This is a genomic window from Glaesserella australis, assembly GCF_003260095.1.
Lineage (GTDB): Bacteria > Pseudomonadota > Gammaproteobacteria > Enterobacterales > Pasteurellaceae > Glaesserella > Glaesserella australis.
This window is the reverse complement of the sequence record NZ_PTPX01000018.1, coordinates 142,401-161,955: the sequence shown is the minus strand read 5'-3', so window position 1 is coordinate 161,955 and position 19,555 is coordinate 142,401. Positions and strand designations below refer to the sequence as shown.

General features: G+C 33.5%; 20 protein-coding genes. 15 read left to right on the top strand and 5 right to left on the bottom strand.

The window, feature by feature from the left end:
• Positions 1-51: 51 nt before the first annotated feature.
• From aqpZ to tsaA, 3 genes are all read right to left on the bottom strand, one after another.
• On the bottom strand, positions 52-738 hold the full coding sequence (gene aqpZ, locus C5N92_RS09850; protein ID WP_111750676.1) for an aquaporin Z: 687 nt from the start codon (positions 736-738) through the stop codon (positions 52-54).
• 101 nt (positions 739-839) lie between these two features.
• The gene (locus C5N92_RS09845) at positions 840-1,568 is read right to left on the bottom strand and encodes an SIMPL domain-containing protein (protein WP_111750675.1); all 729 of its coding nucleotides are present in this window, start codon (positions 1,566-1,568) and stop codon (positions 840-842) included.
• A 67-nt stretch (positions 1,569-1,635) separates the two neighbouring features.
• On the bottom strand, positions 1,636-2,379 hold the full coding sequence (gene tsaA / locus C5N92_RS09840; RefSeq protein WP_111750674.1) for a tRNA (N6-threonylcarbamoyladenosine(37)-N6)-methyltransferase TrmO: 744 nt from the start codon (positions 2,377-2,379) through the stop codon (positions 1,636-1,638).
• Positions 2,380-2,479: 100 nt separating this feature from the next.
• On the opposite strand from tsaA, the gene C5N92_RS09835 reads away from it, so the two are divergent.
• Positions 2,480-3,385 carry a 1,4-dihydroxy-2-naphthoate polyprenyltransferase gene (locus C5N92_RS09835; protein ID WP_111750673.1) on the top strand — a complete coding sequence of 302 codons (906 nt, stop codon included), beginning with the start codon at positions 2,480-2,482 and terminating at the stop codon, positions 3,383-3,385.
• Between the two features lie 65 nt (positions 3,386-3,450).
• On the opposite strand, the gene erpA is transcribed toward C5N92_RS09835, so the two are convergent.
• Complete coding sequence (gene erpA, locus C5N92_RS09830; protein WP_111750672.1) at positions 3,451-3,792, bottom strand: iron-sulfur cluster insertion protein ErpA; 342 nt, start codon at positions 3,790-3,792, stop codon at positions 3,451-3,453.
• 154 nt (positions 3,793-3,946) lie between these two features.
• On the opposite strand from erpA, the gene rffG reads away from it, so the two are divergent.
• Genes rffG through wbaP form a run of 14 tightly spaced genes read left to right on the top strand, consistent with a single transcriptional unit; the run spans position 3,947 to position 18,121 of the window.
• Positions 3,947-5,011, top strand: a complete 1,065-nt coding sequence (gene rffG / locus C5N92_RS09825) for a dTDP-glucose 4,6-dehydratase (RefSeq protein ID WP_111750671.1) — start codon at positions 3,947-3,949, stop codon at positions 5,009-5,011.
• Between the two features lie 6 nt (positions 5,012-5,017).
• On the top strand, positions 5,018-5,896 hold the full coding sequence (gene rfbA / locus C5N92_RS09820; protein ID WP_111750670.1) for a glucose-1-phosphate thymidylyltransferase RfbA: 879 nt from the start codon (positions 5,018-5,020) through the stop codon (positions 5,894-5,896).
• The gene (gene rfbD, locus C5N92_RS09815) at positions 5,896-6,774 is read left to right on the top strand and encodes a dTDP-4-dehydrorhamnose reductase (RefSeq protein ID WP_111750669.1); all 879 of its coding nucleotides are present in this window, start codon (positions 5,896-5,898) and stop codon (positions 6,772-6,774) included. Before rfbA ends, rfbD begins: the two co-directional genes overlap by 1 nt.
• A 15-nt stretch (positions 6,775-6,789) precedes the next feature.
• A complete protein-coding gene (locus C5N92_RS09810) occupies positions 6,790-7,386 on the top strand; it encodes a Uma2 family endonuclease (RefSeq protein WP_111750668.1) in 597 nt (198 codons plus the stop codon).
• A 13-nt stretch (positions 7,387-7,399) separates the two neighbouring features.
• Positions 7,400-7,942 (top strand): dTDP-4-dehydrorhamnose 3,5-epimerase, encoded by a 543-nt coding sequence (gene rfbC, locus C5N92_RS09805; RefSeq protein ID WP_111750667.1) that lies wholly within the window; start codon positions 7,400-7,402, stop codon positions 7,940-7,942.
• A 23-nt stretch (positions 7,943-7,965) separates the two neighbouring features.
• Positions 7,966-8,757 carry an ABC transporter permease gene (locus C5N92_RS09800; protein ID WP_111750666.1) on the top strand — a complete coding sequence of 264 codons (792 nt, stop codon included), beginning with the start codon at positions 7,966-7,968 and terminating at the stop codon, positions 8,755-8,757.
• Complete coding sequence (locus C5N92_RS09795; protein WP_111750710.1) at positions 8,757-9,494, top strand: ABC transporter ATP-binding protein; 738 nt, start codon at positions 8,757-8,759, stop codon at positions 9,492-9,494. Before C5N92_RS09800 ends, C5N92_RS09795 begins: the two co-directional genes overlap by 1 nt.
• Before the next feature lie 19 nt (positions 9,495-9,513).
• Positions 9,514-12,234, top strand: coding sequence for a glycosyltransferase (locus C5N92_RS09790; protein ID WP_111750665.1), 2,721 nt, complete (start codon positions 9,514-9,516; stop codon positions 12,232-12,234).
• 4 nt (positions 12,235-12,238) lie between these two features.
• Entirely contained in the window at positions 12,239-13,588 is a 1,350-nt protein-coding gene (locus C5N92_RS09785; RefSeq protein WP_111750664.1) for a DUF2142 domain-containing protein, read from the top strand.
• A gap of 1 nt (position 13,589) precedes the next feature.
• A complete protein-coding gene (locus C5N92_RS09780) occupies positions 13,590-13,949 on the top strand; it encodes a GtrA family protein (RefSeq protein WP_111750663.1) in 360 nt (119 codons plus the stop codon).
• Between the two features lie 12 nt (positions 13,950-13,961).
• Positions 13,962-14,927 carry a glycosyltransferase family 2 protein gene (locus C5N92_RS09775; protein WP_111750662.1) on the top strand — a complete coding sequence of 322 codons (966 nt, stop codon included), beginning with the start codon at positions 13,962-13,964 and terminating at the stop codon, positions 14,925-14,927.
• Complete coding sequence (locus tag C5N92_RS09770) at positions 14,920-15,795, top strand: glycosyltransferase family 2 protein (protein ID WP_111750661.1); 876 nt, start codon at positions 14,920-14,922, stop codon at positions 15,793-15,795. Before C5N92_RS09775 ends, C5N92_RS09770 begins: the two co-directional genes overlap by 8 nt.
• On the top strand, positions 15,792-16,703 hold the full coding sequence (locus C5N92_RS09765) for a glycosyltransferase family 2 protein (RefSeq protein ID WP_111750660.1): 912 nt from the start codon (positions 15,792-15,794) through the stop codon (positions 16,701-16,703). Before C5N92_RS09770 ends, C5N92_RS09765 begins: the two co-directional genes overlap by 4 nt.
• Positions 16,703-18,121 (top strand): undecaprenyl-phosphate galactose phosphotransferase WbaP, encoded by a 1,419-nt coding sequence (gene wbaP, locus C5N92_RS09760; protein ID WP_111750659.1) that lies wholly within the window; start codon positions 16,703-16,705, stop codon positions 18,119-18,121. Before C5N92_RS09765 ends, wbaP begins: the two co-directional genes overlap by 1 nt.
• 57 nt (positions 18,122-18,178) lie before the next feature.
• On the opposite strand, the gene C5N92_RS09755 is transcribed toward wbaP, so the two are convergent.
• Complete coding sequence (locus C5N92_RS09755; protein ID WP_111750658.1) at positions 18,179-19,435, bottom strand: O-antigen ligase family protein; 1,257 nt, start codon at positions 19,433-19,435, stop codon at positions 18,179-18,181.
• Positions 19,436-19,555 lie beyond the last annotated feature (120 nt).

Genomic DNA, 19,555 nt, shown 5'->3' with positions numbered 1-19,555 from the left:
TATAAAAATGCAGTCTATCTAGTGAAAGACTGCATTATAAACGAATTTAGATTACTTTTCTTCAGCGATAAAACGATATGCTAAAGCACCAATGACTGCACCTACGATTGGCGCGACCCAGAACATCCATAATTGTTCAATAGCCCAACTACCTTGGAACAGTGCTACACCTGTAGAGCGAGCTGGGTTTACCGATGTATTTGTCACAGGAATGCTGATTAAGTGAATTAAGGTTAAGCCTAAACCGATCGCAATAGGTGCAAAGCCTGCTGGTGCACGTTTATCTGTTGCGCCCATGATGATCATTAAGAAGAATGCCGTTAATACGACTTCAATCAATAATGCAGCAACAAGGCTATAGCCATGTGGTGAGTGTTCACCGTAACCATTGCTTGCAAAACCAGCTGTGGCATCGAAACCAGCGACACCTGATGCGATGGCATAAAGCACAGCCGCTGCTGCGATAGCACCCAATACTTGTGATGCAATATAAGGGACTAAATCTTTTGCATTAAAACGACCACCAACCAATAAGCCGATAGAGACCGCTGGGTTAAAGTGTCCGCCTGAAATATGACCAACAGCGTAAGCCATGGTTAATACGGTTAAACCAAAGGCTAATGATACACCCATATAACCAATACCTAAGTCTGGAATACCTGCCGCTAGAACAGCACTACCACAACCACCAAATACCAACCAGAATGTGCCAAAAAATTCGGCGAAATATTTTTTCATTTTACTTTCCTTTAATTAAAAAATGACGAAATGCCATGTTAAAGCGTTCAATATGAACGTGAAGTTTTAAGAAGTAGTCTATCTACTTCTTAAAATAGGGTTTACTCAAAACGGACTTTACCTGATGCAGATGCATTGATAGTTTGTTTTCCCGCTTCAAGTGGTAATTCATTAGCTGATTTCATGCTGACAGATGCAGCTTCCATCGCATACATACGTGGTGATGTATAGCCATCATTAGCACTGTTTGGTGTCTCTAAGCGAATATCACTTAAGATATATTTATTTGCTTTTAAGCCTTTTTGAATCACTTCTGCTTTATGCTGAAATTGCTGAATGATTTCTAAGGTCATTTCGTCTTCAAGAGCGCTTGCTTTTTCAGGGGAAACACTAAAGCGTACAGCGTTAATCGCAACGTTGTCGCCTAAGTTTTCTAACACGTTAGCGATGGCGTCAAAATTTTTACCTTTAAGCTGAATATGACCTTCTGCCACCCAACCAATCACTTTGCCTTTATTATCATATTCAGCGTAATTGCTGATGCCATCTGCTGAAACTTCAATACTTGAATCTTGCTTTGCAAGCGTTAAGACTTTGTTTAAGTCATTGGAAACTGTTTTTTTCAATTCAGCCAAATTTTTGCCTGATTTACGGCTATAAACATCGGCATGCATTAAATCTTTATCAACACTGCGAGTGACTTGAGTAGAAAAATGAAAAACAGAACCGTTTTCTGTTTTCGTCGCTAGGCTATTATTTTCTGTTTCAGCAGAAACGCCTAGTGTCACTAATGCAAGCGGTAAGATTGCAAGATAATTTTTCAATTTCATATTAAATACCTTTTAGGATAACGACCGATTTAGTCTTGAATGGGGGCTTAGAGCATCATTTTGCAAATTAGTTCCCAAGCTCAATAGCAAAAACAGTTGCTTTGTTTAAGCTGTCTTCGTTTATTTTCCATTTGATATTAAGTCCTGCAACCGACATACCATAAGAGCGATTGTTTACTTTCCCTTGCTGATAAGCCGGGCGGGGATCTTGCTCAATGATTTCTTGAATAAAGGTTATCGGATCTTCAATCCCAAATTTTGCAAAATTTTCACTGGATCGGACCGCTTGTAATGCAGACTCACTGAAGGTAACGCAGAGCTTGGCTTCGGGCTTACTTTGTGCAAAACCTGAAACCGCATTCGGTTCGCTATCTGCATAAGCAATGTAAGGTTTAATATCTAAAATCGGTGTACCATCGACTAAATCGACGCTGCCTAAGTGGAGAAAAACATTGCCATCTGTGATTTCCACTTTCTTTAATTCGACTTTAGAAAGCCCGATAGGATTTGGACGATGTGTCGCACGGCTAGCGAAAACCCCTACTCGTTCATTGCCGCCCAAGCGTGGCGGGCGAACAGTCGCATGCCACTCTCGTTCAGGAATGTGGTGAAACTGAAAAATAAGCCAAAGGTGGCTAAACTGTTCCAAGCCACGTACGGCATCAGGTGTATTATAAGGGGGAAGCAGTTGCAAAATACCTTTACCTTCTTTGACAAGATTAGGTTGTCGTGGCACAGCAAATTTTTCGTCATAAGGCGAATGAACGATCCCAATAGGATTGACCATCAAAGGAGAAATCGGATTTGTCATAAAATCTATAAAATTCTGCGAAAAATCAAAATATAGAGTCGCATTGTGTAATAATATGCGCAACTTTCAAAGTAAAACTTCCAATAAGTATCTATTTAATATGAATAAAGATTCTTCTTTCTCGATTTGGTTTTCGACCGCTCGCCCAAAGACATTACCTTTGGCGTTAGCGTCTATTTTAGTGGGATCAGCGCTTGCAGGGTGGCAAGGGCAGTTTAATGTTGTCACGACATTATTGGCTTTTATTACTACAATCTTATTGCAGATTCTTTCAAACTTCGCCAATGACTATGGCGATCATGTAAAAGGATCCGATACCACAGAACGCATTGGTCCGCTTCGTGCCATTCAACATGGGCAAATCAGTGGCGAACAGTTAAAACGAGCATTGATTGTAGTGGCAATATTGGCGTTTCTTTCGGGGGCTATTTTAATCGGCTATGCTTATCAAACTTGGCAAGATTTATTGGTGTTTGCTGGTTTAGGAATTGTTGCAATTGTTGCAGCGATTACCTATACCGTGGGTAAAAAGCCTTATGGCTATTTGGGTCTAGGCGATATTTCAGTGTTAATTTTCTTCGGTTTTCTTGCTGTATTAGGGACATTCTATTTGCAAGCCCACGAACTCACACCAAATCTATTATTGCCTGCGTTTGGTTGTGGATTACTTTCCGTTGCAGTATTAAATATCAATAACTTACGAGACATTGAACAAGATAGACAAGCAGGGAAAAATACACTGATTGTCCGCATCGGTAGCCAAAATGGACGTATTTACCATGTTGTATTACTTAGTGTGGCATTGCTCTCTTACTTGAGTTTTGCGCTAGCACATTTCAATCATTGGTATAACTTCTTATTTTTACTGGCAACACCGCTATTAGTTAAACATGGCTTATTTGTTTATCGCCATAAAGATCCAGCAGAACTGCGCCCTAAATTAGGCGAAATGGCGGGGATCGCCTTAGTGACGAATGTCTTATTTAGCTTAAGTATCATTTTGTAAAAAAGAGATAGAAAAAGACCGCTTGTATCACACCAATACAAGCGGTCTTTTTGTTGAAATATTTTTCAAATACTAAAAGATGAACCACAGCCACAGGTTGAACTCGCATTTGGGTTTTGCACTACAAAGCGAGAGCCTTCAAGCCCTTCTACATAATCTACCGTTCCGCCGATTAAATATTGCAGACTCATCGGATCGACCACTAAGCCAACATTTTGGTTCTCAATCGTTAGATCTCCGTCATTGACTTGATCGTCAAAAGTAAAACCGTACTGGAAACCACTGCATCCACCACCTGTAATATACACACGTAAACGTAGGTTTGGATTGTCTTCCCCTTCAATCAAACTCTTTACTTTGCGAGCCGCCGCATCGGTAAAGACGAGAGGTACATTTATATCACTCATTTTTTGTCCTACATCAAATTTCTAGAAAGTGGTGCATTATCTAACAATTGTTAGGGAAGGGCAATAAAGTCATCAAAATAGTTTTATGGTGGTAAACAATTTATATTCAGCTATAATGAAGCAATTTTTGACTAGTTAAATTTAGGATCAAAATATGAAAATTTTAGTTACAGGTGGTGCAGGTTTTATTGGCTCTGCGGTCGTTCGCCATATCATTAACGACACGCAAGATTCAGTTATTAATGTAGATAAACTCACTTATGCGGGTAACCTAGAATCTTTAGAATCTGTTTCAGATAATGCTCGTTATACCTTTGAGCAAGTCGATATTTGCGATAAAGCCGAATTAGAACGTGTATTTAACCAACATCAGCCTGATGCGGTCATGCATTTGGCGGCTGAAAGCCACGTAGATCGTTCTATTGATGGTCCTGCGGCATTTATTGAAACCAATATCGTGGGTACTTATACCTTATTAGAAGCAGCACGTAACTATTGGAATGGCTTAGATGCTGAGAAAAAATCAGCATTTCGCTTTCACCATATTTCAACTGATGAAGTATACGGTGATTTAGAAGGAACTGATGATTTATTCACAGAAACAACGCCTTATGCACCTTCTAGCCCTTATTCTGCATCAAAAGCATCAAGCGATCATTTGGTGCGTGCGTGGTTGCGTACTTATGGTTTACCGACTATTGTGACTAACTGCTCAAATAACTATGGTCCTTTCCACTTCCCTGAAAAACTGATCCCATTGATGATTTTAAATGCCTTAGAGGGTAAACAATTACCTGTTTACGGCAACGGTATGCAAATTCGTGACTGGTTATTTGTGGAAGATCACGCTCGTGCATTGTATAAAGTCGTCACAGAAGGCGTAGTAGGCGAAACCTATAATATCGGCGGTCATAACGAAAAAGCAAATATTGAAGTGGTGCGTACGATTTGTGGTCTATTAGAAGAATTAGTGCCAAATAAACCTGCTGGCGTAGCGAAATACGAAGATTTAATTACTTATGTCACAGACCGTCCAGGCCACGATGTACGTTATGCCATTGATGCAACTAAAATTGGCAACGAGCTAGGCTGGAAACCACAAGAAACCTTTGAAACGGGTATTCGCAAAACGGTGGAGTGGTACTTGAATAATAAAAAATGGTGGAGCCGTGTGTTAGATGGTTCTTATAATTTAGAGCGTTTAGGTACAAACAAGTAGGTGACTATGAAAGGTATTATTCTTGCTGGAGGTTCCGGTACGCGCCTTTATCCGATTACCCGTGGTGTATCGAAACAGTTACTTCCTGTTTATGATAAGCCAATGATTTACTATCCATTGTCTGTGCTGATGTTGGCGGGTATCCGTGATATTTTAATTATTACTACCCCTGAAGATAATGAAGCATTCAAACGTTTGTTGGGCGATGGTTCAGATTTTGGTATCCATCTTCAATATGCGATTCAGCCAAGCCCAGACGGTTTAGCCCAAGCCTTTTTAATTGGCGAAGAGTTTATCGGTAACGACAGCGTTTGCTTAGTGTTAGGTGATAATATTTTCTATGGTCAGCACTTTACAGCAGCCTTAAAAGAAGCTGCGGCACACGCAGATAACAAAGGAGCAGCAGTTTTTGGGTACCAAGTAAAAGACCCTGAGCGTTTCGGGGTTGTAGAATTTGATGAAAACTTTAAAGCCATTTCCATTGAAGAAAAACCAGCAAAACCAAAATCAAATTACGCAGTAACGGGGTTATATTTCTATGATAACCGTGTAGTTAAATTTGCAAAGCAAGTTAAACCTTCAGCGCGTGGTGAATTAGAAATTACCACGTTAAACGAAATGTATCTAAATGACGGTACATTAAATGTGCAACTATTAGGGCGTGGTTTCGCTTGGTTAGATACGGGAACTCACGACAGTTTGCACGAAGCGGCTTCTTTTGTGAAAACGATTGAACATGTGCAAAATCTGCAAGTCGCTTGCTTAGAAGAAATTGCATGGCGTAATGGCTGGCTTACGTCTGAACAAGTCGAAACCCTTGCTAAACCAATGGCAAAAAATGAATATGGTCAATACTTATTACGTTTAGTAAAAGGTGGTAAATAATGGCAAAGTTTTTAATTACGGGAGCTAAAGGGCAAGTTGGTCATTGTTTAACGCAACAATTAACAGGCAAAGCAGAAATTTTGGCTATTGATCGTGATGAATTGGATATAACTGATCGGGATGCAGTTTTTAATACGGTGAGATCTTTCCGCCCTGATGTAATTATCAATGCTGCAGCGCATACTGCGGTAGATAAAGCAGAAACAGAAATTGAACTGTCTGAAGCCATTAATGTGAAAGGTCCACAATATCTTGCAGAAGCGGCAAATGAAATTGGTGCGTTGATTTTACATATCTCGACTGACTATGTGTTTAATGGCGAAGGCTCACACGAATATAAAGAGAGTGATAAAACCGGTCCACAGGGTGTATATGGTAAGACCAAACTAGCAGGCGAAATTGCCGTGCAGCAGGCAAATGCCCGTTCGATTATTTTACGTACCGCTTGGGTATTTGGGGAGCATGGTCATAACTTTGTTAAAACGATGCTACGTCTTGCAAAAGATCGTGATACGTTGGGTGTTGTGGGCGATCAGTTTGGTGGCCCAACTTACGCGGGTGACATTGCCAAAGCCTTGATTGAAATTGCCAATCAAATCCTTGCAGGCAAGGAAAATGCTTTTGGCGTTTATCACTTTACGGGCAAACCTTATGTCAGTTGGTATGAATTTGCGAAAGCGATTTTTGCAGAAGCTGAATTGCAAAATATTATTGAAAAACAACCGCTTGTAAGCAGTATTGCAACAAGCGATTATCCAACGCCAGCTAAACGCCCAGCTAACTCTCGTTTAGATTTAACGAAAGTTAAGCAGGTATTTGATGTTGAACCAAGTGATTGGCAACAGGCTTTAAAAAATATTAAAGCGTATAAGAGTTAAATATCAGGAGGCGATATGAGCTTAATCCCAATGAATGAAATTACTCGTTTAGATCAATTAGATCCCAATGGTAGCTACAGCTATTCAGATTATCTTGTTTGGAAATTGAAAGAACGAGTAGAGATAATCAAAGGCAAAATTATGGCTATGTCGCCTGCACCTAATCGGTTGCATCAGCGTATTTCTATGAAGCTAACGAAAGAGTTCTTAAATGTATTCTCGGGGCATAAATGTGAATTATATGTTGCCCCATTCGATGTTCGCTTCCCTGACCAAGGTGGCAAAATAAAAACCGTTGTTCAGCCTGACTTATGTGTGATTTGCGATCCAAAAAAATTAGATGAAAAAGGCTGTATTGGTGCACCTGATTTAGTAGTTGAAATTCTCTCGCCAGGTAATTCCAAGCGAGAGATGAAAGATAAATACGAGCTTTATCAAGAACAAGGCGTGAGTGAATACTGGGTTGTTCGTCCAGAAGAGCAAAATATTCATATTTATGTTTTAGAAAATGGGAAATATATCGGAATTACACCAGTGGTAGAAGGTGATGTGATTACATCAGTAAAATTCCCCGCATTGAGTTTTTCAACAGCGAGATTATACGAGCTATAAAAAAGGTTAAATTATGAAAATTATTGAGACAAAAATTCCTGATGTAAAATTATTAGAACCAACGGTATTCGGTGATGAACGTGGGTTCTTTATGGAAACCTTTCGTGATGAATGGTTCAAAGAAAATGTAGCGAATCGTACATTTGTACAAGAAAACCATTCAAAATCAGTCAAAGGTGTTTTACGAGGCTTACATTATCAAACAGAAAATACACAAGGTAAACTTGTGCGTGTTGTTCAAGGTGCAGTATTTGATGTCGCGGTTGACTTACGTAAGAATTCTCCAACTTTTGGGCAATGGGTGGGGGAAATTTTATCTGCTGAGAATAAACGTCAGCTATGGGTTCCTGAAGGTTTTGCTCACGGTTTTTATGTTTTAACTGAAACTGCTGAATTTACTTATAAATGTACAGACTACTACAATCCTAAGGCTGAACATTCATTAATTTGGAACGATAAAACCGTTGGGATTGAATGGCCATTAGATGGTGAACCGAGTTTGTCGGCTAAAGATTTAGCTGGTAAATTTTTGGAAGATACATTAACGTTCGAGTAATAAATATAGTAAAAAGAGATTATATGTTTAATAAATTTAAAGGTAAATTTCAACGTCTTTTAGCATTTGATGAACTATTAAAGCAGCTTATTATTCGAGACATAAAATTAAAATATAGAAGAAGCTATTTAGGATATTTATGGAGTATTCTAAATCCATTAATGTTAATGATGGTCTTAGTTATTGTTTTTTCTAACTTATTTAGATTTGATATTCCTAATTTTCCCGTGTATCTATTATCCGCTCAGATACTATTTAATTTTATGGTGGAAGCAACAAATATATCTGTTACCTCAATTACTGGTAATGCATCTTTATTAAAAAAGACTTATGTGCCTAAGTATATATTTACATTATCAAAAGTAGGAAGTTCTTTGGTTAATTTAATATTTTCCTTAAGTGCTTTGTTATTAGTAATGCTAATCACAGGTACATCTTTCTCTATGAACTTACTATTTTTTCCAATAGTTTTATTTCAAGTTTTCATTTTTAGCTTGGGAATTGGTCTATTTCTATCTGCGGCGACTGTTTTTTTTAGAGATATTCAGTATCTATGGGGAGTTTTCTTATCTATGTGGATGTATTTAACTCCTATCTTTTACCCAGTATCTATTATCCCCATAGAATATCAGACACTTTATAAAAGTGTAAATCCTATGTACTGGTACATTGAACAATTTAGAGATATTGTCTTATATGCACAATTTCCAAATTATAGTTCTATTGTTATAGGTACAATTATTGCGTTCCTTATGCTTATTATAGGTATTTGGTATTTTAACAAAAAACAAAATGAGTTTATTTTATATATATGATGCATCAAGACAATGTTATAGAAGTGCATAATGCAACCGTTAGATTTAATAAAGCAACAGAAAACTATAGTGGGCTTAAAGATTACGTAATCAGAATGATGAAAGGTCAATTGATGTTCCAGGAGTTTCTTGCTTTAAAAGACATTAATTTAGAAATAAAAAAAGGTGAATCTTGGGGACTTATTGGTAACAATGGATCTGGTAAATCAACTTTACTGAAATTGATTTGTGGTATCCTAGAACCTTACAAAGGTAGCGTTGAAGTTAAAGGGACCATTGCGCCTCTTATTGAACTAGGGGCTGGATTTGATGGAGAATTAACTGCAAGAGAAAATATTTTTCTGAATGGTGCTTTATTGGGATACAAGCGTTCTTTCATGGAAGAGCATTTTGATGAAATTATTGAATTTGCAGAACTTCAAGATTTTATTGATGTTCCTATTAAAAATTTCTCATCAGGAATGGCTGCAAGATTAGGATTTTCTATTGCAACGATAGTAAAGCCTGATATTTTGATTGTAGATGAAGTTCTAGCTGTTGGAGATGCATCATTCCAAGAAAAATGTAAAAAGAGAATGGAGAATATGTTGTCAGGAGGGACAACATTGTTGTTTGTATCTCATTCTATTGATCAAGTTAAAGAGCTTTGTAAATATGCGCTTTGGATTGATAAAGGTATTGTTCGGGCTAAAGGGGACATAAGAGATGTTTCTGACGCCTATTTAGATGTTTGTTAAGGATTAAGGTTATATTGGCATGCAGGGTAAAGAAGATTTAAATAATCTAGAATATTATAAAGAAAAAGGTTTGAAGAGTGTTCAGTCTTCAAATGAAGATGTTGCTTATCATGAAAAATATATAATTGAATTAGAAAATGATATTAGATTATTAAAAAATAGGATCGGAGAATTAGAAAAAGTAATATATTTGATGGAAAATAGTCGTTCTTGGAAAATCACTAGTATAGCTAGAAAATTGGGAATAAATTTAAGACTTATAAAAAGAATACTTGTGGCGTTACCAATAACTATTGAAAGAAAAGGTGGGGTATTCAATCTTTCTAAATTATGTATATCTAAATTACGAAATGGTGGGGTTAGAGATCTTTATAATTCAGTTAATAAACTGATTATGCAATCTGAAATTGAAACTCCATCATGTCAGAAAACTGAGAATATGGAATTTTTGTCTAATGTTACAAAAAAGGCAAGTAATATTTTTGAGAAAAGAATTCTAATTATTGCAGAAATGGGTATTCCACAATGTACTAAATATAGAGTTATACAGAAGAAGGAACTTTTTGAACAATTGGGTATTAAATGTGAGATTGTATCTTGGAAAGATGCTAATAAAGCAAAAAGCCTAATCTCATTAAGCTCATATGTTATTTTTTATAGAGTATATTATGAAAATGATGTCATTACTTTAATAAATGAGTGTAAAAGACTTAATATTCCAACATTTTGGGAAATCGATGATTTGATGTTCAATAGAACTATTTTAGAAGAAAATAGAACAGTTCAATCTCTACCTATTCATGTTCGTGATAATTTATATAAAGATGCAGAATTATTTAAGAAAGCAATGCTCGCTTGTAATTATGCTATAACATCTACATCTAAATTAGCTTCTGAAATGAAAGCAGTTGGGATGAAGGATGTATTTATTATTGAGAATGCTATAGATGAAGAAACATTAAATATTGCTAACGAGATTTTAATAAATAGATGTGTAGTAGATGATAAAATAAGAATCGTATATGGTTCAGGAACTACAGCACATAATATAGACTTCCAAGAAGTTGCGCCGTCTTTAGCCAAGATATTAAGAGAATATGATAACGTGGTCTTTAGGCTTATTGGAATGTTGGAATTACCAAGCTATTTTAGTGAATTAAAAGATAAAATAGAAAGAATAGAATTTTGTAGTTATCCAGAATATCTAAGATTATTATCAGAATGCGATATAAGTATAGCTCCTTTAGAGAACTCTATAACAAATCATGCCAAAAGTAATATAAAATATTTAGAAGCATCAATACTTAAAATTCCATCTATATGTTCGCCACTACAATCTTTTACTGATGTCGTAATTCATAATAAAAATGGTTTATTAGCTAATTCTGATAAGGAATGGTATGAATGTTTTATTAAGCTTATAAATAGCCGAGATTTAAGAAAATGCCTTGCTGAGCAAGCATATACTGATGTCAATAAAGGTTATTCATATCAATATATAGCTAAAAAATTATTACATTTATTGCCAGAGTGTAATAATCATCTAAAAAAGCGATTGTTATCATTTAATATTTTCTATTATCCAAGATCTTTTGGTGGAGCAACTATAGTTGCTGAAGAAATTAACAATTTAATGAAGGAAAATGATTTTGAAGTTTATGTAGTAACTTCTTTACCAGTAAGTATGTCTTTATCTCCTTATTCTATTGTTAGATATGAACATAATGGTGTTACTGTGTTTGGGATTGCTATTCCTGATACAGATATGGGAGTATATACTAATGCAAGAGTGGCTGAGATCGTAGAAAAAATTATAGAATTAGTTTCACCAGATATTGCTCATTTTCATGCTATTCAGGGATTAGGTGTCGATATTGTAGAACTATGTCATAAAAAACGAATCAAGACAGCTGTAACTTTGCACGATGCTTGGTGGATTTGCTCTCAACAATTTATGATTAAGCCAGATGGGAAGTTCTGTCATCAATATACATTAAATAAAAGTGAGTGTATAAAATGTGCTGGTAATGGAAGTAAATACGCTATTAGATATAATAGATTGTATTCTATTCTAGAAAATGTTGATTATTTATTAGCTCCTAGTTCTTATTCTCAGGAATTATATTATTCTTATATAGGAAGAAAACCAATTTTAAACAAAAATGGAATTAATTATCCACAATGTTTAGAGTACAAATCTATTTCTAGAACTATTCGGTTTGGATATGTTGGTGGAAATGGTTTTATGAAAGGATTTCCACTAATATCAAAGGCATTCAGAGAATATAAATTTAGTAATGCTAAATTAGTTGTTGTAGATAATGCACTGAATTTAGGACTAAGAACTTATATAGATAAAGATTTTAATGGGATAGAAAATTATGAAATTGTTCCGGCTTACACTCAAGATACTCTAGATGATTTCTTTGATTCAATTGATATTTTATTATTCCCAACTCAATGTAAAGAAAGCTTTGGGTTAACTATACGGGAAGCTATTGTGCGAAATGTGTGGGTAATTAGCACAGATTGTGGAGGTCCAATAGATGATATTATTGAAGATGTGAATGGTAATATTATTCCACTTGATAGTGACTATAAACAGTTAGCGAATACAATCCAAAGAGTAATTGAACGTTATCAAGAGAAATATTGTGAAAGAGAAATTTCATTAGAAAAATCTCATATATTTAGTTTTAGAAATCAAGTAGACCAGTTAATAGAAATTTTTCGAGAGTAATTGTATGAAATTATTAAGTAATAAGAGTAGCAGTTTTAGTTATTTTTTTATGTTTGGTCTGATGATGACTATAGCTATGATAACTATTCTGACACCTCCTTTCCAAGCTCCTGATGAATTTAAACATTTTGAACGAGGTTATACAATTTCTAAAGGTGAATTTTTGTTAAGTAAGAATGGGAATGGTCTTATAGATAAAAATTTGTTGGAATTCGAGAAAATATATGAAGTGTTACCATTTCAGCATGTTAATAGAGTGTCAGCAGAAATGGATAACTTAGCTAAAAATTATAGTTGGGCAAAAGAATATATACCAACTCCTTTAGCTAATACTGCAGTATATTTTCCTTTGCCCTATATTCCTTTATCACTAGGAATATTCTTAGGTGAAAAATTAGATCTTTCTATTTATCAGACCTATAAACTGGCTAAATACACCGCTATATTTTTTTGCATAATTTTGATTTTTTTTGCTAATAGAATTTATCCTATCAGTTATTTAGGCTATGCTATGTTAGCACTACCTATGACGATATTTCAGCTTGCTTCGGCTAATCCTGATGGAATTTTATTTTCATTATCTGTAGTGTTGGGGGCAATTATATTGAAAGGATATAGATATAGGGATTTATCGGTTTATCATTTTATATTAGGGTGTGGAATTGTTTTCATAATATCTACGATGAAAATGAATATGTTGCCAATAATTTTAGTGTTTTTACCGATTGCGTACATTAATAAGATTCGCCATGGGTATAAAATAATACTTTTCACTATATTATTTATTTTGTTGTGGATTGCTTTTGCAGCTTTTACATATACATTATCCAGTGAACATTTTGTTCAATCAGGAATGAATGCCAGTAATAAAATAGAGTATTATCTATCTCATAAAATAGAATTCATAAATATGTTTATAAATACATTTTTGGTAGATAACCCTAATTTATTATCTATGTATTATCAACAATTTATAGGAGTTCTAGGCTGGATAGATGTTCATTTCTCGCAGTGGAGTTATAAATTTATTTTATCTTTTTTAACTATATTATTATTATTTGGTATTGATTATAGGAAAGTGTTCTCTTTTTATTCTATATTTAATTCTTTTATTCTGTTTTCTATTGTTTTTCTTACTTTCTTTTTATTATTGTTAACTTGGACTCCAATAGAAGAAAAGTTTATACATGGTGTTCAAGGAAGATATTTTATTCCATTGGCTCTTATTTATTCTTTCTTTTATATAAAACGGAGTGGTTATGAATGGATATATCAGTTGTCTGTTTTGGTACTGTTGAGTTTTTCTAATTTTATTACATTAGGTTCATTAGTTGAAAGGTATTATTTGAAATAGGATGAAAAGAATAATTATTTTTTTATTTGTTGGTATAGGTTCGGCCTTAATTGATATAGGTGTATTATATGTTCTGAATAAAAATGTAGTATGGGAAAATAGTTTGTCTATTTCTATCGCATTTATTTGTGGCTTAATTTTTAACTATCTTTGTCATACCTATTTTACTTTCGAGAAACATGCAACGAAGTCTAATGCATTTAAATATCTTATTGTAGTGTTAATTAATTATGTGTTAACACTATGGGTAATAAAATTACAAATACAATTTGGTGTTGATATTATTCTAGCGAAAGTAATTACACTACCTATTGTTGCAGCAGTAACCTTTATATTATCTAATAAATGGGTTTATAAATAACTAAGGATATTTATGTTAAAAAATAAAAAAATTGCAGCTGTTATACCAACTTTTCGAGTTTTAGCACAGATTGAAAAAGTACTTAATAAGATACCTGATTATTTTGATACGATTTATGTCGTTGATGATAAGTGTGATCAAGGGAGTGGTAAGTTTGTGCAAGAACATATTACAGACTCTCGAGTGAGAGTAATTTTTCACACTGAAAATCAAGGAGTTGGTGGAGCAGTTATTTCCGGATATAAACAAGCTATTTTAGATCATATGGATATTGTTGTTAAAATTGATGGTGATAACCAAATGGATCCGTATCTAGCAGAGAAATTTATTTTACCTATTGCGAATGGTGAGGCTGATTATACAAAAGGTAATAGGTTTTTTAATCTTTCTGATGTAACAGATATGCCTAAAGTTAGGTTTTTTGGAAATATCGCTTTATCTTTTTTAACTAAAGCATCTTCTGGTTATTGGAAAATTTTTGACCCTACTAATGGCTATACTGCAATTAGTGTAAAAGTGCTAAAAATGCTTCCTTTGGAGAAAATTCAGAAACGCTATTTTTTTGAAAGTGATATTCTTTTTAGATTAAATCTTATTTCAGCTAAGGTTACAGATATTCCTATGGTTGCGATATATGGTGATGAAATTTCAAATCTAAAAATTAGTAAGATTTTCTTTCCATTCTTAAAAGGGAATCTCTCAAATTTTTTAAAAAGGATATTTTATAAGTATTTTTTACAGGATTTTAATGTTGCTTCCTTAGAATTAATTTTCGGGACTATAATGACTCTATTTGGTACAATATTTGGCTTTTATAACTGGATTAGTAATGCAATGAGTGAGATAGAAACACCAACAGGAACAATAATGATTTCAGCTTTATTTATTTTGGTTGGTATTCATTTATTACTTTCATTTCTTTCTTATGATGTGAATAATTGTCCAACAGAATCTATTAGTAAAAGTTTAAATGAATAAATATATTTATGCAATAATTGTTTGCTATCATCCGACTGATAATATATATCAGTTGTTGAATTCTTTAATTCAACAAGATGTTTATCCCATTGTTATAGATAACTCGGAAGAAAAATTCCTTAACTTTGATAAAAAAGGTTATCTATATAGAAAATTAGGTAAAAATGTTGGTATTGCAGAAGCACAAAATATAGGTATTGATTTAGCCCTAGAACAGGGAGCTAAAGTTATTGTATTCTTTGATCAAGATTCTGTTGTGAGTAATGATTTGATCAGTAGGCTTTATAAGCCTATTTTAGAGAATAAAACTGATATTTCTGCACCTATTTATAAAAATATTGCAGGAAATTTCTACTATCAGATTATTAAATGTAATAAATGGGGATTGAGAACAAAAATTATTCCATCGCCAAATATGCCAAATTTTACAACTAATATAGCTATATCTTCTGGTAGTATGATTAGATGTGAACTATTTAATATTATCGGGAAAATGGACCATTCTTTATTTATTGATCATGTTGATACAGAGTGGTTTTTAAGAGCATTTCATAAAGGATATTCTACGCTTATAGTAACTAATGCGGTGATGAAACATCGTATTGGAGATGACGTTGTTGATTTAAAATGGTTTAAAGTCCCTATACATTCCCCATTAAGACGCTATTATAGAATAAGGAACAATTTTCTGTTATTAAGATATAACCATTTTCCTAAATTATTAGCTTTTAGAGAAATATTTTTTTCTTTTTTACATCAATTTATTATTATTTTATTTTCTCCAGGAAAAAGATGGAATTATATTAAAAATCTTTTTAAAGCCGTATTTGATGGTATAGTCAATAAGAAAGGGAAAATTACTCAGTGAAATTCTCAGTTATTGTCCCTACTTATAATGCGGGTTATCTTTGGGAAGAATGGATAAAAGCTTATAACCAGCAAACTTTAAGAGCTGATAAAGTAATTGTGATTGATTCATGCTCAACAGATCAAACCGCTGTTTTAGCAGAACAAGCGGGTTTTTTTGTGCAAAAAATTGCAAAAGCCGAATTTAATCACGGAGATACACGAAATTTAGCTACTCAATACGTTTCTATGGATACGGATATTTTGGTTTTTCTGACTCAAGATGCTTTGTTGGCAGATAGGCAAGCATTAGCAAATCTGATAAATAATTTTGAAAATCCAGAAATTGCTGCGGTTTGCGGTCGTCAATTACCTCACTTAGATGCCAATTTGTTGGCTACTCATGCTCGATTATTTAACTATCCAGATAAAAGTGTGATAAAAAGTAAAAATGATATTAATTCTTTAGGGCTTAAAACAGTCTTTATGTCAAACTCCTTTGCAGCATATCGAAAATCTATATTTGATAAACTAGGTGGTTTTCCACAAGATACTATTTTAGCTGAAGATATGTACTTAACAGCTAAAATAATAAATGCGGATTATAAGGTTGTATATTGTGCAGAAGCTCAAGTTTATCATTCACATAATTATTCTTTAATTCAGGAATTTCAGCGCTATTTTGATACAGGTGTTTTCCAACAAAAACATGCTTGGATTCAATCGCAATTTGGTAAGGCAAATAATGAGGGGAAAAAATTTGTTATTTCAGAACTTAAATTTTTATTGAAAAATAATTTTATATTGATTCCAATGAGCTTGTTATCGATACTGTTTAAATTTTCTGGATTTAAGTTAGGATTTATTTGGAACAAACTACCTATATGGTTAGTTAGAAAATTAAGTATGCATAAAGGGTATTGGAAATAATGGAAAAACAAGTTTTGTCTAAATATATACTCGCATCTGTTGATTTTTTCTTATGTTTTATAGCATCAATTTTGTCAACATTTCTTATTTATCTTTGGTTTGGTGAGTTAAATAGTTATATCCCACATGAGCAACTGAAAGAAAGATTATTTATCCATCTTATATTAACAATAATATGTATAGTTTGGTTTTGGATTCGTTTAAGACATTATACTTATCGGAAACCTTTTTGGTTTGAGCTTAAAGAAATATTTCGAACTCTCATCATTATTTCTATTATAGAGCTTGCGATTATAACTTTTTCTAAATTATATTTTTCCCGTTATTTGTGGGTGTTTACTTGGATGATTGCTTTGGTTTTAGTACCTATAGGGCGAGTATTAATAAAAACGGTTTTGATAAGAACAAAATATTTTTTAAAAGATACAATTATTATTGGTGGTGGAAAGAATGCTATAGACGCTTACCATGCTTTGATGAGTGAACCTTATTTGGGATTTAGGATAAAGTATTTTATTGCTACCAATCAGTCTAATGAGTTGAGAGATCTAAATATCCCTATCATTAATGAAACTAGACAGAGTATTTGGGAATTAGTTACTAAAAAAACAGATCAATTTATTATTGCATTAGAAGATGAAGAAAGTGAAGAACGTGATAGATGGTTAAGATATCTATCTAAAAAATTCTATCGCTCTGTATCAGTTATTCCTACATTACGAGGATTACCATTATATAGTACAGATATGTCTTTTATTTTTAGTTATGATGTGATTCTTCTCCGAATTAATAATAATTTAGCGAAACGTTCTTCGAGAATTATTAAACGATTAGTTGACATATTTTTATCATTGGTATTTATTATATTACTTTCTCCTGTTCTTGTGACAATTTTTTGTTTAATTAAGAAGGATGGTGGACCTGCAATATATGGACATTCTCGTATTGGGCAAAATGGTAAAATATTTAAATGTTTAAAGTTCCGCTCAATGGTTATTAATTCTGAGCAAATTTTATCAGAATTATTAGAAAATAATGAAGAGGCTAGACGAGAATGGGAAAGAGATTTTAAGTTAAAGATTGATCCTAGAATTACGCCTGTTGGTCGGTTTCTAAGACAAAGCAGTCTTGATGAATTACCGCAATTATTTAATGTGCTAGTTGGGCAAATGAGTTTAGTTGGTCCAAGACCTGTTGTAAAAGAAGAGTTAGCCTATTATCAAGAAGATGTGGATTATTATTTAATGGCAAAACCTGGCATGACTGGATTATGGCAAGTTAGTGGACGTAATAATGTTGATTATGAAACGAGAGTTTATTTTGACTCTTGGTATGTAAAAAATTGGTCTCTTTGGAACGATATTGCTATTTTATTTAAAACAATTAATGCTGTTTTAAGAAAGAATGGAGCATACTAATAATATGTTTGATTTATAAAGAGCAGGAAAATTCGTACTTTCTGCTCTTTATTTATATTATTTCTCTTTCTCTAGATTTTTAATTAAACTATAAAAGAGAGTGATTAAGAAGAAATAAAATATAGATCCAGAATTGTGGGCTAAGAATGTTTGGCTTAGGAAATAACATAAAGTAGACGTAATATGTATTAAGCCTAATGTAGCTATAGATTTTATTTCTAAGCAAGATGAATTTATTCTTTTTAAGAAATAAGTAAATGGGATAATTAGAATTAATATTAAACTGATAAAACCAATAATGCCTCGTTTTACAAAGGTATCAAGATATTGATTATGTGAGTCATTAAATAATAATGTTGATTCCGCCATAGTTCCATTTTCTACTTGGCGTTTTTTTAATTCTATATAACCTTTACTGCCCCATCCTAGAATTGGTCGTTCTCCAATACCAAGAAGTGCATTTTCCCACATATCAAATCGAGCCCCTAGCGATGAATTTTCATTATTGTGAGATAAGTATTGGGTAATATCTGATTTTGCTTCATGATAACGCTGAATAACACCGAATTTAGGCACACTAATTAAGATAGTTGCTAAAATAATGAAAGAGCCGATGACAAGACTAACCCATTTCATGTTTAAGTATTTTTTATAGCAATATAGAATGGTTAAAATAACGATAGGTAATCCAATCCAACCGCCTCGAGCTCCAGATAACGCGCTAGCTAACATACCTAATATTACACCGAGAATACTGATTATAACCCATCGATAGTTTTTTTGAATTCCCCAATAAATAGCAGTGGCAATACTAAATGATGCTAATGCGATGGAGATATTACCTGCCTGGATATGCATAATTTCAGGGAATGGCTTAGGTAAGCCTAAGTAAAATTTTTGGATAAGAGCGAGAAGCCCTGTGGTAATGGAACCTACTGGAATTGCATAAAGTATAAAATGGGCGTGAGTCAATAGTTGTGTTATGAGAAGAAGCAGTGGTATAAACAGTAATACCTTGCTTGGATTATCAATTTCTCTAAAGCCATCGCCGTGAATAATCGCTGATATTAAGAAAGTCGAGAAATAAGCTAAAAAGGCAAATATGAGCCATTTATCTTCTTTATCTAATCTCCATTTTTGTTTGAATTTAAAAATGTAGAGAAGTAAGTAAATAGCACTTATGCCGCCTAGTGTCATTGGTACATAGCTATATCCTTTCTTGAACATTAATACTGTTACAAAGAACAGTGAAATGAGAATATTCAGTAAAAAAGAGATGTGCTTAGTTTCTATTCTAGAAAGTAATGTAGGCATACATAAATCCTATAACTGAGAGAAGAAATGACCTATTCTAGCGGAAATTGCTCTTAAACAGTAGTCGTGTTTTTAGAACAATAGAGTTAGCGTAAATATGCTCTTTACTTCTGAGACAGT

Bases quoted from the DNA above. Each gene is read 5' to 3' on its own strand.
- aqpZ (WP_111750676.1), bottom strand. From the start codon at position 738: ATGAAAAAATATTTCGCCGAATTTTTTGGCACATTCTGGTTGGTATTT.
- C5N92_RS09845 (WP_111750675.1), bottom strand. From the start codon at position 1,568: ATGAAATTGAAAAATTATCTTGCAATCTTACCGCTTGCATTAGTGACA.
- tsaA (WP_111750674.1), bottom strand. From the start codon at position 2,379: ATGACAAATCCGATTTCTCCTTTGATGGTCAATCCTATTGGGATCGTT.
- C5N92_RS09835 (WP_111750673.1), top strand. From the start codon at position 2,480: ATGAATAAAGATTCTTCTTTCTCGATTTGGTTTTCGACCGCTCGCCCA.
- erpA (WP_111750672.1), bottom strand. From the start codon at position 3,792: ATGAGTGATATAAATGTACCTCTCGTCTTTACCGATGCGGCGGCTCGC.
- rffG (WP_111750671.1), top strand. From the start codon at position 3,947: ATGAAAATTTTAGTTACAGGTGGTGCAGGTTTTATTGGCTCTGCGGTC.
- rfbA (WP_111750670.1), top strand. From the start codon at position 5,018: ATGAAAGGTATTATTCTTGCTGGAGGTTCCGGTACGCGCCTTTATCCG.
- rfbD (WP_111750669.1), top strand. From the start codon at position 5,896: ATGGCAAAGTTTTTAATTACGGGAGCTAAAGGGCAAGTTGGTCATTGT.
- C5N92_RS09810 (WP_111750668.1), top strand. From the start codon at position 6,790: ATGAGCTTAATCCCAATGAATGAAATTACTCGTTTAGATCAATTAGAT.
- rfbC (WP_111750667.1), top strand. From the start codon at position 7,400: ATGAAAATTATTGAGACAAAAATTCCTGATGTAAAATTATTAGAACCA.
- C5N92_RS09800 (WP_111750666.1), top strand. From the start codon at position 7,966: ATGTTTAATAAATTTAAAGGTAAATTTCAACGTCTTTTAGCATTTGAT.
- C5N92_RS09795 (WP_111750710.1), top strand. From the start codon at position 8,757: ATGCATCAAGACAATGTTATAGAAGTGCATAATGCAACCGTTAGATTT.
- C5N92_RS09790 (WP_111750665.1), top strand. From the start codon at position 9,514: ATGCAGGGTAAAGAAGATTTAAATAATCTAGAATATTATAAAGAAAAA.
- C5N92_RS09785 (WP_111750664.1), top strand. From the start codon at position 12,239: ATGAAATTATTAAGTAATAAGAGTAGCAGTTTTAGTTATTTTTTTATG.
- C5N92_RS09780 (WP_111750663.1), top strand. From the start codon at position 13,590: ATGAAAAGAATAATTATTTTTTTATTTGTTGGTATAGGTTCGGCCTTA.
- C5N92_RS09775 (WP_111750662.1), top strand. From the start codon at position 13,962: ATGTTAAAAAATAAAAAAATTGCAGCTGTTATACCAACTTTTCGAGTT.
- C5N92_RS09770 (WP_111750661.1), top strand. From the start codon at position 14,920: ATGAATAAATATATTTATGCAATAATTGTTTGCTATCATCCGACTGAT.
- wbaP (WP_111750659.1), top strand. From the start codon at position 16,703: ATGGAAAAACAAGTTTTGTCTAAATATATACTCGCATCTGTTGATTTT.
- C5N92_RS09755 (WP_111750658.1), bottom strand. From the start codon at position 19,435: ATGCCTACATTACTTTCTAGAATAGAAACTAAGCACATCTCTTTTTTA.